The organism is uncultured Dialister sp. (assembly GCF_900541605.1).
Lineage (GTDB): Bacteria > Bacillota > Negativicutes > Veillonellales > Dialisteraceae > Dialister.
On record NZ_UQKJ01000040.1, the window covers coordinates 1 to 15,740 of the forward strand.

The 15,740-nt window shown below is 53.8% G+C and carries 10 protein-coding genes; 6 read left to right on the forward strand and 4 right to left on the reverse strand.

The features are described 5' to 3' along the window. The first annotated feature begins 217 nt into the window (after positions 1 to 217). Both QZR21_RS04245 and QZR21_RS04250 read left to right on the forward strand, forming a co-directional pair. Positions 218 to 841 carry a cyclodeaminase/cyclohydrolase family protein gene (locus QZR21_RS04245; protein WP_296097940.1) on the forward strand — a complete coding sequence of 208 codons (624 nt, stop codon included), beginning with the start codon at positions 218 to 220 and terminating at the stop codon, positions 839 to 841. A 63-nt stretch (positions 842 to 904) separates the two neighbouring features. After that, complete coding sequence (locus QZR21_RS04250) at positions 905 to 2,545, forward strand: ClC family H(+)/Cl(-) exchange transporter (protein WP_296973933.1); 1,641 nt, start codon at positions 905 to 907, stop codon at positions 2,543 to 2,545. A 103-nt stretch (positions 2,546 to 2,648) separates the two neighbouring features. On the opposite strand, the gene QZR21_RS04255 is transcribed toward QZR21_RS04250, so the two are convergent. Both QZR21_RS04255 and QZR21_RS04260 read right to left on the reverse strand, forming a co-directional pair. Continuing rightward, positions 2,649 to 3,296 (reverse strand): hypothetical protein, encoded by a 648-nt coding sequence (locus QZR21_RS04255; RefSeq protein WP_296097943.1) that lies wholly within the window; start codon positions 3,294 to 3,296, stop codon positions 2,649 to 2,651. A gap of 154 nt (positions 3,297 to 3,450) precedes the next feature. Then, complete coding sequence (locus tag QZR21_RS04260; protein ID WP_296973936.1) at positions 3,451 to 4,365, reverse strand: transglycosylase domain-containing protein; 915 nt, start codon at positions 4,363 to 4,365, stop codon at positions 3,451 to 3,453. A 473-nt stretch (positions 4,366 to 4,838) separates the two neighbouring features. On the opposite strand from QZR21_RS04260, the gene gyrB reads away from it, so the two are divergent. Beyond that, complete coding sequence (gene gyrB / locus QZR21_RS04265) at positions 4,839 to 6,788, forward strand: DNA topoisomerase (ATP-hydrolyzing) subunit B (protein WP_296097946.1); 1,950 nt, start codon at positions 4,839 to 4,841, stop codon at positions 6,786 to 6,788. A gap of 108 nt (positions 6,789 to 6,896) precedes the next feature. On the opposite strand, the gene QZR21_RS04270 is transcribed toward gyrB, so the two are convergent. Then, the gene (locus QZR21_RS04270) at positions 6,897 to 7,823 is read right to left on the reverse strand and encodes a LysR family transcriptional regulator (RefSeq protein ID WP_296097948.1); all 927 of its coding nucleotides are present in this window, start codon (positions 7,821 to 7,823) and stop codon (positions 6,897 to 6,899) included. A gap of 548 nt (positions 7,824 to 8,371) precedes the next feature. On the opposite strand from QZR21_RS04270, the gene QZR21_RS04275 reads away from it, so the two are divergent. Both QZR21_RS04275 and QZR21_RS04280 read left to right on the forward strand, forming a co-directional pair. After that, entirely contained in the window at positions 8,372 to 9,778 is a 1,407-nt protein-coding gene (locus tag QZR21_RS04275) for an SLC13 family permease (RefSeq protein ID WP_296097951.1), read from the forward strand. A gap of 369 nt (positions 9,779 to 10,147) precedes the next feature. Further along, on the forward strand, positions 10,148 to 11,791 hold the full coding sequence (locus QZR21_RS04280) for a spermidine synthase (RefSeq protein ID WP_296097954.1): 1,644 nt from the start codon (positions 10,148 to 10,150) through the stop codon (positions 11,789 to 11,791). Positions 11,792 to 12,493: 702 nt separating this feature from the next. Here the strand turns inward: QZR21_RS04280 and QZR21_RS04285 are convergent. After that, the gene (locus QZR21_RS04285; protein WP_296973941.1) at positions 12,494 to 14,260 is read right to left on the reverse strand and encodes a carboxylesterase family protein; all 1,767 of its coding nucleotides are present in this window, start codon (positions 14,258 to 14,260) and stop codon (positions 12,494 to 12,496) included. A gap of 126 nt (positions 14,261 to 14,386) precedes the next feature. On the opposite strand from QZR21_RS04285, the gene QZR21_RS04290 reads away from it, so the two are divergent. Then, complete coding sequence (locus QZR21_RS04290; protein ID WP_296097958.1) at positions 14,387 to 15,685, forward strand: hypothetical protein; 1,299 nt, start codon at positions 14,387 to 14,389, stop codon at positions 15,683 to 15,685. The last annotated feature ends 55 nt before the right edge of the window (positions 15,686 to 15,740 follow it).

Below are 15,740 nucleotides of genomic sequence, written 5' to 3' on the forward strand. Positions count from 1 at the left end.
CGTGCCGTAGGCTGTTGAGCCTTCCTAGCAGCTAGGAGCTAACAGCTAGAAGCCCCCGCACGAATGACTCTATCCATCAGCGCCGCCCAACAGCTCGACAAACTGAAATATTCCAATTTTCCATGACACTTCCCGCTTTACTAGGGTATAATATTAATCAAAACCATGATATGCCCCACCGGCACGAATGGAATCCTATACTACTGAGGTGATTTGTATGGAAAAGAAAGCTTTCCGCCAAAGAACGATTGATGAATTTCTGGATGATTTAGGGAGCCGTACACCTGCCCCCGGCGGCGGCGCTGCCGCCGGCCTACTGGGAGCCCAGGCCTGTGCCCTGGCTGAAATGGTGTGCCACCTGACGGCATCCAACAAGGCCTATGCCGAATTTCATGATAAAGCCAATGAATATGCCGGCCTCTTCAATATGGCCCGTTCCATCTTCCTGGATCTCATGGATGAAGATGCCCAGAACTTTCTGGAACTCATGGATACGCTTCGGGCCATCCGCAGCCTCCCCCTGGAAGAGCGGCAGTTAAAGCAGGTAGAAGCTTTCAAGAAAGCCATAGAAGCGCCCCAGCAGATGGCTCAGACCATGAGCGACCTGCTCCCCAGTTTCACGAACCTGCTCCTCAAGGGAAATAAAAATGCCCTGAGCGATTCCATCATGGCTGCCCAGAGTGCCATCGCCTGCATCCATGCATCCATTATTAATGTAAAAATCAACCTGAAATATATTGATGATGAATTCTATGAGCATGAAATGAAAGATACCATCACCACCTGGGAAAATGCGGTTTCCGCTATTGATGCTGTCCTGACGTATCAGGTGGACCTGTAACCGGAGACAGCCATTACAAACAATGAAATCCAATTGTTATACCGCCGGAAAAAGGAGGTTTCTATGAAAGAAGAAAACCCCTCGTCCCAGTCATTTAACCGGCAGCTGTTTCGGACCTACGTGGCTTTGGACAACTGGCACAAATTCCGGCTCCGCCTGTTCATAGAAGGGATCTTTGCAGGCATATTGGGCGGCCTTGCCATCAGTCTCTTCCGCTTTCTTTTGGGAAAAGCGGAGGAGATCCGTATTTTTGTGTATAATGCTTTCCTCATTCCAGCACTGGAAGGGAAAAATATCCTGCCCCTGGCGGGGTGGATCCTGGCACTGGCCGTAACGGCCGCCGTCATGTATGCCATGTGCCGGTATGCCCCCATGGCATCGGGCTCCGGCATTCCCCAGGTGAAGGGCGTCATTCTCGGCCTGTACAAAATGAAATGGTTCCGCATCCTGTGGGTGAAAATCCTGGCCGGTGCTCTGGGTATCGGCGCAGGCCTGTCCCTGGGCAGGGAAGGGCCATCCATACAGATCGGTGCCGTGGCAGCCCAGGGGCTGTCCCGTTTTCTGGGGCGGACGAGGATGGAAGAGCGGTACCTTATCACCAGCGGCGCCAGTGCCGGTCTGGCGGCTGCTTTCAATGCACCCCTGGCGGGCATGATGTTTGCTTTGGAAGAACTTCACCGGAACTTTTCCGGCGCCGTTCTTCTGCCCACCATGACCAGCGCCATTACGGCCACCATTGTGACCCGGTTCTTCTTCGGCAACAGCACCAGCTTCCATTTCATCAACCTGGTTCCCATGCCCACGGAACACCTGGGACTGGTAGTACTCATTGCCATCTCCGCGGGAATAGCAGGCATCATCTTCAACTATGGGCTGCTCCATATCGGCGCCTTCTATAACCTGAAGATTTTCAAAAACCAGTACTATAAAATTCTCTTCGCCCTTCTGGTATCCGGCGCCTTGGGATTCATCCTTCCCCAGGTCCTGGGCGGAGGCAATAAGCTGGTGGACCAGCTGGCTGCTAACCACTACAGTCTGTGGTTCCTTCTTGTCCTCCTGGGAGCAAAGTACATCTTTACCCTCATCAGTTACGGATGCGGTGTACCGGGCGGCTTCTTCCTGCCCCTCCTCGTAACCGGTGCCCTCCTGGGTTCTGTAGAAGCAAACGTACTGGTTTCCCTGGATCTTATTAATGAAGTCTTTACGCCCAATATCATCATCATAGGCATGGTGTCCCTCTTTGCCGCCAGCGTCCGTTCCCCCATCACCGGCACACTGCTCATTCTGGAGATGACCGGTGACTTCGGCCACCTCATGGCCCTGGCCCTTGGATCGGCGGTGGCTTACATTACAGCGGAGCTTCTGAAGGGTGAACCCATTTATGATGCGCTCCTTGAAAAATCGCTGGCCACAAAGCCCGATAAATCCTGTGAAGAGGAAAGAAACATCATCGAAGTGCCCGTGGGAAGCGGCTCCATCCTGGAGGGCCGGAAGATTTCCGAACTGCCTCCCATGAAGCAGACCGTGGTCATCGATCTGAAGCGCCGGGGCGAAAGCATGATACCGGATCCCGATATCAAACTGCGGGCAGAGGATTTCCTCTATATCCTCACGGCTTCCAAAAATGCGGAAATGCTGAAGCGGATGGGGGAAGAACAGGTTCCCCGGGACCACGTAAGGAGGAAATTTGACCGGCAGCGCTGAGAAAGTGCCGGTTAATCCGCAAAGTCCGATTGTACATGTATTTCCTTTCATTTCGTCCATAAAAAAGAGCTTTGAAAATGTATCATTTCCAAAGCTCTTTTAATTATCTCCGACCTCTTCTTCTCATGGCCGTCCTGCCGGGACTTCCCCGCCGGATAACCCGGGACGGGCGGGGCGCTTCTTCCGAAGAAGCGGAAGCTTTCCCTGTACCCAGTTTGCCGGTGCGGATAGCGGTCCTCTTGGCAATCATGAACCAACCCGCCAGCTTATCCGCCGTTTTCCCTTCGCCGCTGTTCTTTGCCATGCTGTCATTGGGGAAGGCCTTACGGTAATATTCCACCGCATTTTTGCTGTTCGTTTTGTCGTCGCCGGCAACGCTCTTAAATTCCATGAGGTTTTTTCCAAGGAAAACGATAAGAATCACCGGATATGCCGCCAGGGGATATACCTGCTCCACAATGGAAAGAGCGATAATCACCACCGCCACCACAATGGCCGCCATGGCTGTGTATTTCTGCATATTCAGCATTTTCCGGAACTTGTCATCCATAGCGGAGAGCCAGATATTTCCGTTAGCCCGGAAATAATTGAGGAACTCCTTATCCCGGAAACTGCGGTCCCCTTTATGGTGGTCAATAATCTGGTCCACAATGCGGGCCACATTTTTCTGCATGCGGATCATCTGATACCCGATGAGGAATCCGATAGTCGTCACAATGACGGCAATTACAATAAAAGCCATAGAATCCATAAGAAACTCCCTGTCATAAAACGATACGGGCATCCTGCATGGAAAATGCCCAAAACCAGCTGTTACATATTCCTATATTATACTCACCACCGGGGCCATTGGAAAGACCGCAGCCCTGATACCGATACGAACCGCCACGGACAGATCATATTCCCTACTTCAGCCACAGGTGAAGTGCAGCCGTGGCCGCCTGTTCCGGCGTAATATATCCTTCCTGGGCCATGAGGGCCAGGACCGTGGTCATCCGCTTAGCCCCCTCCTGGGGATGGGCGATGGGATCATAGGCCGATGGTGCCTGTGGCAGACCTGCCAGCATGGCACACTGGGACAGGTCCAGGTCCTTCGGTTCTTTGCCGAAGTAAGTACGGCTGGCCTCGCCGACACCATAGGCGCCGTGGCCGAAATAAATGGTATTGAGATAGAGTTCCAGAATCTGGTCCTTGGAATAATTATGCTCCAGCTGCACCGCCAGTGCCAGTTCTTCCACCTTCCTCGTCATGGTCCGTTCATTGGAAAGGAAGATATTCTTCACGGTCTGCTGGGCAATGGTACTGCCGCCCTCCACCGTTTCTCCGGCCATGTAGTTTGTGAATGCCGCCCGGCCCACACCGATGAGGTCGATGGCCCCATGTTCGTAATACCGCCGGTCTTCCGTAGCAATGATTCCTTTCTTCAAAAGGTCCGGAATCTTGTCGTAGGGGACAAATTTCTCTCTATGGACCCGGCTTTCCAGGGCCGGCTTGAAGTGGGCCACATCATTCCACTTCTCCTGTAACGTCTGTGCTTCCGCTTTGGTAGATTTTGGACTTGCCGGCAGCTCTTTCCCGGGATTTCCGCTATTGCTTTCTTTGGTACCGGATGAGGAAATACCGGATGCCAGGGAAGAGACCGTCCCCTTTATAGTGGCCAGTACGCCCGTATCTTCAGCGGGGCGGCTGTCTTTCTGTGCCACCACCGCAGATGATGTGTGGGACTTCACCGCATTCCGGGAAAGCTCATCTCCCTGGGAGATGCCCCAGTACACCGCTGCCCCCAATATCAGTAACAGAAAAAGAAATTTCTTCATCATGCTTCCTTTGGTAAAAAACACATTTTCTTTTCATTTTATCATATTTAGAATAAAAGGGCAGTGGCCTTCAGATAGAGCCGACCGAAACAGCCTGACAGCGGGCAGCTCAAGGGGAACAGGCTACACCCAAAGGGGGCAGTGCACGAAAAGATTCGGAATGAGGAATGGCAGCCCGACGCATCAAAACCTGGAGGTTCTGCATAGGACCTTTATCTCCAGAGGTCTGCATGCTCGGGGACAGGGATATATAAAACCGGCAGCGCTATATAAGCTGTGGGCCGCCTCCATCATTCCTGATTCCTCACTCCTGATTATTTGCGTTCCCCCTCCTTCTCCCGGCCCCGTATCCATCCCATGCAGAGGTCCCCTAAATATGGTATAATAACAGAGAATGCATATAAATATTGTATATATATAGAAACGACAGTAGTTCATGCATATGGACACTGTATTTTTTTGTCGAGGAGCAATCTATGTCTGAAGAAATTCATGAAATCCAGGCCCACCATGCAGAAGAAAATGGCAAGAGCGACTATGGCGCCAAGGATATACGAGTACTGGAAGGGCTGGAAGCCGTCAGGCTCCGCCCGGGCATGTATATCGGCTCCACTTCCGCCCGGGGGCTCCACCACCTGGTCTATGAAGTGGTGGACAACAGTATCGATGAAGCCCTGGCCGGCTACTGCACCCACATCGAAGTGACCTTGAATGATGACGGCAGCTGCACGGTCACCGATAACGGCCGTGGTATCCCCACAGGCATGCATGAAACCGGAAAACCGGCCATGGAAGTGGTCCTGACTGTCCTCCACGCCGGCGGCAAATTCGGCGGCGACGGCTACCCCATTTCCGGCGGCCTCCACGGTGTAGGTATTTCCGTAGTCAACGCCCTGTCTGAATGGATGACGGTCACCGTCAAGAGAGAAGGCCACTTCCATGAAATGAAACTGTCCCGGGGCGACGTGACAGAGCACATGAGAACCTACGGGGAAACCGACGAAACCGGTACCTCCGTCACCTTCAAGCCGGATATCGAAATTTTCAAAGAAGGCATTGACTTCGACTACGAAACGCTGAAAATCCGCATGCGGGAACTGGCTTTCCTGAATAAGGGCCTCACCATTACCCTCACCGATAACCGGGACGGTGCCACCCACCAGGACGTTTTCCATTATGCCGGCGGCATCACGGAATTCGTTCAGTTCCTGAATGAAGGAAAAGACCTGGTAGACCCGTCGGTTATTTCCTTTGAAGGGGAAAAAGACCGGGTCATCGTGGACATCGCCATGCAGTACCAGATGGGCTACAGCGAAAACATGTACACCTTCGTCAACGATATTAATACCGTAGAAGGGGGCATGCACCTGGCCGGCTTCCGTACCGCCCTCACCCGGGTGCTCAACGACTACGCCCGGAAGAACGGCATTCTGAAGCAGAATGAAGACAACCTTTCCGGCGATGATGTACGGGAAGGTCTCACCTGTGTCATTTCCGTCAAAGTACCGAATCCCCAGTTTGAAGGACAGACAAAGACAAAGCTGGGCAACCTGGAAGTCAAGAGCATCGTTGACTCCATCGTATCAGAAGGCCTGAAGACCTACCTGGAAGAGCATCCCCAGGAAGCCCGGGCCATCGTAGAAAAAGGCATCACCGCCAGCCGGGCCCGGGAAGCTGCCCGGAGAGCCAGGGAACTGACCCGCCGGAAAAACGCGCTGGAAGTTTCCAGTCTCCCCGGAAAGCTGGCAGACTGCACAGAACGAGATCCAAAGCTGACAGAGATTTACATCGTCGAAGGGGACTCCGCCGGCGGCTCCGCCAAGTCCGGCCGTGACCGCCGCTACCAGGCCATCCTGCCCCTTCGCGGCAAAATTCTGAACGTAGAAAAAGCGCGGCTGGACCGGGTGCTGAATTCCGATGCCATCCGCACCATGATTACCGCCTTCGGCACCGGCGTCGGCGAAGACTTCGATATCACGAAGCTCCGGTACTACAAGATCATCATCATGACCGATGCCGATGTGGATGGTGCCCATATCCGCACCCTGCTCCTGACTTTCTTCTACCGCTACATGAAGCCCCTTATCACCGAAGGCCATGTGTACATTGCCCAGCCTCCGCTTTACCAGATTCGTAAGGGCCGCCAGAAATACTACACCTACGACGACGATGAGCAGAACCGTTTGCTCGATGAAATCGGCCGTGACGGCTGCGTCATCCAGCGCTACAAAGGGCTCGGCGAAATGGACCCGGAACAGCTGTGGGATACCACCATGAACCCGGAACAGCGGGTTATGCTGAAAGTAGAACTCACAGATGCCATCGAGGCAGATCGTCTTTTCACCATCCTCATGGGCGATAAAGTAGAACCACGGCGCAAATTCATCGAAGAACATGCCAAAGAAGTCACAAACCTGGACCTGTAATACAGAAACCCACCTCCGTTTCCGCGGAGGTGGGTTTTTATTGCGCAAGTTTTAAGGCTGCAGAAGAGCAGCTGTCGGCTGCCGGATAGAGATGACGGCGCCGAAATTTTATTCATGGTCATGCAGGACCGCATCCATCCATTTCTCGATGATTTTCCAGCGGTGGCTGTTTTTCAGGTAACCGAAGGACAGGCCATATTTCCCGTCCTGAAATTCCAGTACATAGAGCTTCTCCCTGTTTTCCGGCGTAAGGAGGGCTTTCACCAGGTTCTTCGGGCAGAAATAGGCGCCTTTTCCCATAAGGCACAGATCCAGCAGGGTCTCCATATTTTCCGACTCCACGGCAATCCAGGGAGAAAAGCCGGCATCCCGGAACAGCTTCCTTGCCAGGGCCCCGGCAATATCCTCTTCACTGTTCAGGAGGAAGGGGCAGTCCGCAAAGCGGAGGGAGAGCCCCCGCTTCCGCTGTCCTTCAGGCATGAAAATCCGCCCTGTCTCTTCTCCCCAAAGGCCCTTTGCCAGATCCTTTGAAACCAGAAGGACGATTTCCTCTTCCATCCAGGGACGGTGGGCGATGCCCGGCAGCTCCCCCAGTACCCGGGCCATGGCCACATCGATTTCGTCGCGCTTCAGGGCATTCCAGATATCCTCGTTCGCCATCTCATGAAGCCGGATACTCACATGGGGATAGGTCTCCCGGAAGGAAGCGATAACCTCTGGCAGTTCCACCCGGCCCCGGCAGGGAGCAATACCGATGCGGAGAATGCCTTTATACTGCCCTGATACGTCGGACAGCTCCCGTTTCAGGGCCAGTTCATTCCGTGAGAAAATCCGGGCATACCGGAGGAAAACCGCTCCGCTGTCCGTAAGTTCCAGCGGCACATGGCGGACGAAAAGCTTCGTTCCCACCTCTTTTTCCAATCCCCCGATATGGGCGGACAGGGTCTGCTGGGTAATATGGAGTTTCTCCGCTGCCCGGGTGAAATTCTTCTCTTCCGCCAGGGTGAGGAAATATTTCATGGATAAGAAATTCATAGGACCTCCTGTGTGCTGATATAAGCCCCACGAGAAAAGGGTAGAAAATGAATCAGAAATAAGTTAGGAATTAGGAGTAGATGTGCGGCGCACAAATTGTATAGCGCCGCTTCTTCGATTTCCCGACCGCATCATTTCGATCGGCGAAAGCATACCGGATAGCTCTGTCGCTAAGAATCGCTGCAGCTGCGATGAGTGGAAAGATCTTTCCTGCATTCAGGAATACAGAGAAAAGTGACTCGGCGGCTGAAGTGACCGATTCTCTCCGATATCTGACGGTCTGCCGTCTGACCTCTCCAAAGGGGCATGTATGGAGCGAATAGAATCATTCACACAAATGGACTCGCGGTCAATCACTGATACAGTAATTTTCCTGTATTATATACAAGAAATGACGGTTTTTCAATGAATGGGCAAGGGTTTATAATAAAGGTGCCGTAAAAGGGAATCAAAAAAGCTTTCCCTTTTTTTATTTCCTTTCCGGGAAGCCCCGGATTCCCCCTTAGCGATGGGCTTCCTGAAAATTTTCCGGAAAGAAGTGTGGTTGTATGAAACAGAATGTGGAACTTCTAAGCGGCCCCGTGGCCTTTGGCATAGCCGCCTGGCTCCTGTCAGGTACATTCTCCCTGACCGCCGCCCTGGCCCTGGCCACGGCCCTCTGGATGGCCCTGTGGTGGATATTCCGACCCGTATCTATTTATGTCACCGCCTTTATCCCCATTATTGTCAATTCCCTTTTTAACCTGATCCCCATGAACCATGTGATCAGCCAGTATTTTTCTGAAATCGCCGTCCTCCTTCTGGGCTCCGATCTCATCTGTCTCACCTGGACCACCACGGGCCTGGATAAGCGGATTTCCGTGCGGGCCCTCTGCTCCATCGGCACTTCCATGAAAAACCAGATTTTTGTATGGTTCATGGCTTCCACGGTGCTGTCCATATTCCTGCCGAACGTGGTGGTGGCAGCCATCTTCTGCCCCATTGCCGTGGCCATGCTCCACTTCGTGGGAGAAAAGGATATCAGCACCAGTAAGACCGCCATCCCCATTCTCCTGGCCATCGGCTGGGGCAGCGGCATCGGTGGATTCGGCTCCCCCATCGGTTCGTCGGCAAACCTGGTAGCCATTTCCTACATCGAACAGCTCACGGGCCACGAATTCATGTACCTGGACTGGGTCATCCGGTTCCTGCCGATTCTGGCCATCGTTTCCATCGTGAACCTGCTCTTCCTTTTCTGCATGCACACCCCCGTAAAAACACTGCCCGGCACAAAGGGCTACTTCCAGGACATGTACAAAGCCTTCGGCCCCATGAAACGGGGAGAAAAAATCGGCCTCGTTGTCTTTGCGGCGGCCACCATCCTCGCCTTCGTCCGTCCTCTCTTTGCAGCGCTCCTGCCGGCCATGAAACCGGCCTACGTATTCCTTTTCATGGGGATGCTCATGTTCTTCCTGAAAGATGAAAACCATAACCCCATGCTCACCTGGAAATATGCGGAAAGCCACGTCATGTGGGGCATGATTGCCCTCTTTGCCAGCGGCCTCGCCCTGGGACGCATGGTCATCGAGACCGGTGCCATTGAGACTCTGTCCGCCATCATCGCATCCCTGAACCTGACCCCCGGTATCGCCGTCATGGCCATCGGCTGTGTCTTTGCGGTATTCCTGTCCGAACTTTCCAGCAACACCGCCTCCGCTTCCATTTCCATCCCCGTGGTCACCGGCATCGCCCAGTCCCTGGGACTGAACCCGATTCCCTATATTCTCGGAACCATTGCTGCTGCCAACTGCGCCTACATCCTGCCGGTATCCACCCGAGCCATTCCTATCGGCTACGGCCTCTCTGCCGGCGCCCAGATCAGCTATGGCGTCCGCCTTTCCATTATCACCGTCATCGTAGTCACCATCGTCTGCACCCTGTGCATGGATTTTATCCCCATGTTCAGTGCGCTGTAAAGAAATAGAGTTGAGAATTGAGGTCCCACCGGCAAAACCGTGGGGCCTCAATTTTTTTACATTTTATAGTAAAAAAGCCGTTCCCCACTGTTCTATGATACAATGCAGAAAAGTGGTGTAATAGAAAGGACTCCGCCTGCTGCGGGGACAGTGACTTCGTCATGGCCAATAAAACGGTGACTGAAGAGACGGAAGCTACACACAAAATAACAGCCCCCAGATGATAGATTTATATAAGCATAGAGCCCTTTAGAGAAGGCGCGGCAAAGCCGCAGAATAAGGGAAGCGCTGGTCGTCAGGACATAGCCTTGCCGTCAAGCAGAGCCCCGGCTGAAAGCCGCAGCCCTTTACCCCATAGGAGGTCTTATCTTGAACATCGCAAACAGCCATACATCCACTGCCCCAGCCAGCCGGCGGATCCTGCAGAGCCGGCTGTACCTGTATCTCACCGAATTTTTTGCAGGCATGGCGGTGATGGCCGTGGAAATTGGCGCCCAGCGTCTCATTTCCCCCTATTTTTCCTCGTCCCAGATTGTGTGGACCATCATCATCGGTATGATCATGATTGCCATGGCCGGAGGCAACGTTTACGGGGGATGGGCGGCGGACAGGAATCCAAATCCCGACAGGCTCTACTGGCGGATTCTCATTGCCGCCATCTGGCTCTGCCTCATCCCCTTTCTGGGAAAATACGCCATTGTCGGTATTTCCGCGGCCATTATTTTTTCTGTGAATGCAGACTACCTCATCATTGCCGCCTTTGCCACGTGCCTTCTCCTCTTTGTATTCCCCCTGTTTCTTCTGGGCACCGTGACTCCATCCCTGGCCAAGTACACCATGGACTCCCTCTCGGATAACGGGAAAATCGTAGGCACCCTGGGCGCCATGAATACCATCGGCAGCATTATCGGCACCTTCCTCCCCACCTTTGTGACCATTCCGGCGGTGGGGACGAACGTGACTTTTCTGGCCTTCTCAGGGATCCTCCTCCTCTTGTCCGCCATCTATTTCATCAGCCTCGGAACGGGAAAGGTCCTTCGCTGCCTCGGCCTTCCGGCCATCGTTTTCCTCATGGCCTGTCCCCTCGGGTACAAGACGGACTTCGCCTTTTGGGAATCCAAAGAGGGCCTCCTCTATGAAGGGGAGTCAGTATACAACTATCTCCGGGTCCAGGACAGCCCAAGCCGCACCATCCTTTCCACCAATGTTCTCTTCGGTGTCCAGTCGGTGCTGGAAAAGACGGATCAGTTGACCGGCATGTACTACGATTACGCTTTGGCGGCGCCATTTCTTACGGGAACAGAGAAAGAAAAGCCCCAGGATGTGCTGATCCTGGGGATGGGGTCCGGCACCTACGCCCGGCAGCTCCTGCGGTACCTGCCGGAAACAAAGGTGGAGGGCGTGGAAATCGACCGGAAGATTACGGACCTGGCCCATGAGTATTTCCAGCTTCCTCCGGAAGTACCGGTCACCGAATATGACGGAAGGGCCTATCTCAATGAAACAGACAGGAAATATGATGTCATCATGGTTGACGCCTACCAGGACATTACCATCCCCTTCCAGATGTCGTCAGTGGAATTCTTCCAAACCGTGAAAGACCGCCTGAAGCCTGGCGGTGTGATGGTGGTGAACCTGAACATGCACGGCACCCGGGAAGGGGGCATTGCGGACTGGCTCTCCGATACCACGGCCTCCGTATTCCCGGAGGTCATGACCATCGATGTCCCGGGCAATACGAACCGGGAGCTTTTTGCAGGAGACAAGGGGATGAAAGAGACTCTGTCCGGAAATCTCAGTGCCGTGAAAGACCCCCAGCTCCACAGCCTCCTTGCCCGGATTGCAGGCACTGCCGCCATCTACCGCCCCGGTGGCCGCATTCTGACCGATGACAAAGCGCCGGTGGAACTCCTGGGCATGCAGGAACTGGACAGCCTCATCCGACAGGAATCGGAGCCCTACAAGGAAATCTATAAGAAAGAAGGCCTGTCGGGGCTCATGAAAGCGTTGTAAAAAGCAGAATTGAGATTTGAGGAAAGAGAATTGAGGTCCAGGGAAGCGCCGCAATGATGTAATACGTAAAAATAGAATGTGAGATGGAGTCGAGATCTCTCAGATAGATGCCTCTGGCGGTCTTACAGCGCTAAGCACGATTAAAAAGCCCTGTATTCCCGAACGCAGGAAAGATTTCTCCACTCATCGAAGCTGTAGCGATTCTTTTATGCTGTCTCATCACGACGCTAACCACCGGTCGAAATGACGGGGTCGAATAGTTAATCAAAAGGCGGCGCTTTACAGTTTGTGCGCCGCCACATCCATTCCTTATCCTTGATTTTTAACCACCCCTCAGCCCCTTTAGTCACTTCAGTCACCTTAGCTGCTTTTCTCTGTATTCCCGAACGCAAGAAAGATTTCTCCCCAAAAGCAGAGTTGAGATTTGAGGTTCTGTGGCATCGCCGCATGCACCTGTACCTTTGGCGCGGCCCTTATTCAGGGGGCCTGCATGGTTAGCGGTTATCTCACATTCGGCATATGGCTATTACGATAATCACCCCTGCAGTTCCATCTGACGTCTGGTGGTCTGACCATCTGACTTCTAATGGGAATAACCAGCCAGTCGGATGCAAGCCTTCCACGCATCCCAGGCTCCCTCAAGTCCTCCAACCGGTCCCCTGTCCCACTATCTCACCAATTCACTAACTCACTACTCCATATCTATCTTCTACCATCCTCGCGGCTCCGCTGCTTTTCCAACGGCTCGCTGAACCAGCGGCCATTCAGGACGTGGCGGATGAGGTATTCTTTTTCTTTGGCGTCCAGGGTCCGGTCTGCTTTCATAGCCTTCAGGATGGTTTCATAGGTTCCGTGTCCATAGGCCTGAGTATACCGGGCTCCTGTCCTGTCTGCATCCACCACAAGCTCCGTGGGCCCATAGGGAGCGGACGACCATTTTTTCCAGAGGGGCAGGTCCTTTCCATTCGGATTTCCGGTTCTCATGAAATTTCCGATGTACCTCTGTATGGTATCCGCCAGTGCAAGAGCAGAGGGATTATCAAAGGAGCCCGGAGGAAATTCTTTCGCCGTGGCATCGGCATAGCCGGTGACGAAGGGAATCCAGATTCCATGGACCGCGCCGGACAGCAGGGCTTCCTTTTCTCCCACCATGGCCGGGTTTTCCCCATAGCCGATGACCATGGTATAAACAGGCGTCCTGCCGTAGTGGGAGCTCATTCGGGCCGCCGAATCTTCATCATTGAACAGCTCATACATGCGGCTACCATAGTTCCGGGCGAAGAGGAATTCCGCCTTTGTCTTGGAATCCATGAAAATAGTCCCATCGGCAGCGGCTTTGCTGAAATAGGGGTCGCTCCGGGCATAGAGGGAAAATTCACCGGTTCCTGTGAACATGAGAAGCGGCACCCGGTTGTACGATGCAGTCCGGAAGCCCTCCTTCGGCAGCACCACTCCATCCCTGTAAAGATGGGGAAACGCCTCCATCCGGATGAAGGCATGACCGAAAGCACCGGCCAGACGAGGGGCGGAGAGACCCCTGAGGTAATGAGCCACCTTTGGCGAATCCTTAAGGAGCCAGTCTTCTGCCTCCCTTTTTGAAGAGCAGATCCCATCGGCCACTACATAGGGCGCCAGATGGCGGGCAAAAATTTTCTGGGAATCTGCGGTATCGGAGGTCGTCATGCCGCCGCTGAAGGAAATGGCCCTTTGGAACCGCCCTTTAGCCGCCGGAGAAATAAGTAGAGCCATCACATCCCGTCCGCCGGAGGAAAACCCGGCCGCCGTGATGTTATCCGGATTCCCGCCGAAGCTCCGGATATTGTCCTTCGTCCAGTCCAGGGCCTGCAGGATATCCAGGATCGTATAGTTCCCGGAATCTTCTTCGCTGCTTCCGTGCTTCAGGGCGGGGAGAGGGTTAAACCCGAAGGCTCCCAGTCGGAAATTAATGCTCACTGCCACTGCATTGACTTTCACCGCCAGTTTCTGCAGCCGCACCTGTCTGGAATCACCGGACTGGTTATTGCCGCCATGGATATAGAAAAATACGGGAAGGTCTGTTTCTGCAGTGTCCGGACGATAGATGTCAAGAGTAAGGCGGTCTTCGGTCCCTGTATATCCCAGAGGTGTCTGCTGGAAGGCAGGGGGGCCCGACTTTTCTGCATTCCGTATTCCCTTCCAGGGAAGAGGATCCTCCGGCGCTTTCCAGCGCTCCGCTCTCCCGTAGGGGATTCCATTCCATGCCAGGACTTCTCCGTCCCTGATGCCCCGGACCATGCCGTACTGCGTAGACTGCAGTGTGTCCTGCCCATACGACGGTACTACCGTTTTCCGGTGCCTTGCCTGCACCGGCCGATGGGCAGAGCCGGCAGGGCCCAGAGGCTCCTGCCGGTCCGGAGACTCCGCCAGCGCCACCGATGTCGATAAAAGGGTGATGACAAGGGATGTTAACATCTTTTTGCTGATTTTCATCGTATTCCCCCATTTCCAGTCCTTTAGGAACAGTATATTTCCTACATCATACCATACAGAGAAGTCCGTTTTCTGTTATGATGAAGGAAAGCCTGATTCCCTGTAACCTATATAAGGAGCCCTCCTATGAAGAAATTTGTCCCCATCCTGCTGACGGCACTGCTGGCCACCTGTTCCCTTGTTCCTGCGAAGGCCATTTCCTGGGATACCCACCCAAAGGAAGGGACCATCATCCAGGAGGGAAAGGCCATGGACATGAAGCGGCATACCATCATCCGCTACGTGGGAAGCGGCGTAGTGGCGGCAGGGTATGCCGATGTGATCCATGACAGAGGGGCCGTATCCGATGGCTGGACCCTGCGAATTTCCGATGAAGGAAACGCGGTGAAGGCATCCTTCCTTTTCGATAAAACCGAGGTGCCCCTGACCCCGGTGCCCGGCAATGGGCGGAGTTTCTGGTTCAAAATCAATCCTGCCGAAATTCTCGCCCACAAAGACAGCCATTCACAGACCCTCCTGTTGGATAACCAAGAAGGAAACAAGACAGTCCGCCGGAAGGTGCCGGCCAAAGACCTGGCTGATTTTATAGAAGCCCAAGCCGAAGGGAATTCCAGTGCTTCCGCTCCGAACCCAACCTACGGTCCCTCGTACAGCATCTTCTACCCCGAAGTCCCTGCAAAGAAGCTGCGGGATGCCATTGCCTATTACCTGAACCAGCCCGAAGAGCCGGGGGATCCCCACCTCTACCGGAAAGGGCCCGTCTTTTACTGCCTTCCCGAAAATTTTCCCCTCATGATTTCTGACCAGGCCATGGCGAGGGGGTTCTGCCTCGTCGATTTCGCAGAAATTCCCGGCAAAGGGACTTGGGCCGATCTGAGCTGGGCAGGGCAGCCGGAGGATGTGGAAATCAATGCAGGTATCTTTGCTGCCGCCAAGGCCTACCGGGACCTGGTGGACCACTGCGATTACGGCCTTACCCTGAACGGAGGGCCCAATAAGTCCCCCATCACCATCGATACCATAGACACCGCAAATCATCCGGAGCTTTCTGCCGTCGGTCACAGCGACCGGCTCCTCTCCATTAATGGCTATGACCTGGAGAACGGGAAAAACCTGGAAGCCCAGTACATGCTGGACTACGGGGATGAGCCATTGGAGATGGTACTGCGGAAGAAAGATTCCAATGCTGCCTATAAGGTCACTGCGCTCCCTATAAAGAAGCCGGCCCTCCATCCGGACGGCGACTACACCGGAGCCCTGACTAAGCAGAACCACCTCCAGATGAAGGAAAAGGACCTCTACGACTTCCTTCCCCTCCTCTTCTTCCCGGCCCAGGAGATCTTCTCTCCGGAGAGTCCCCGGTATGAACACAGCGCATCTCCCATCACCGAACCACTGATTCATCATTCCCAGTGGGAACCCTGATTAAGGAAGCGCTGATTAATTCGCAGAGTCAGATTTCATAAGGATTTTTATGCAC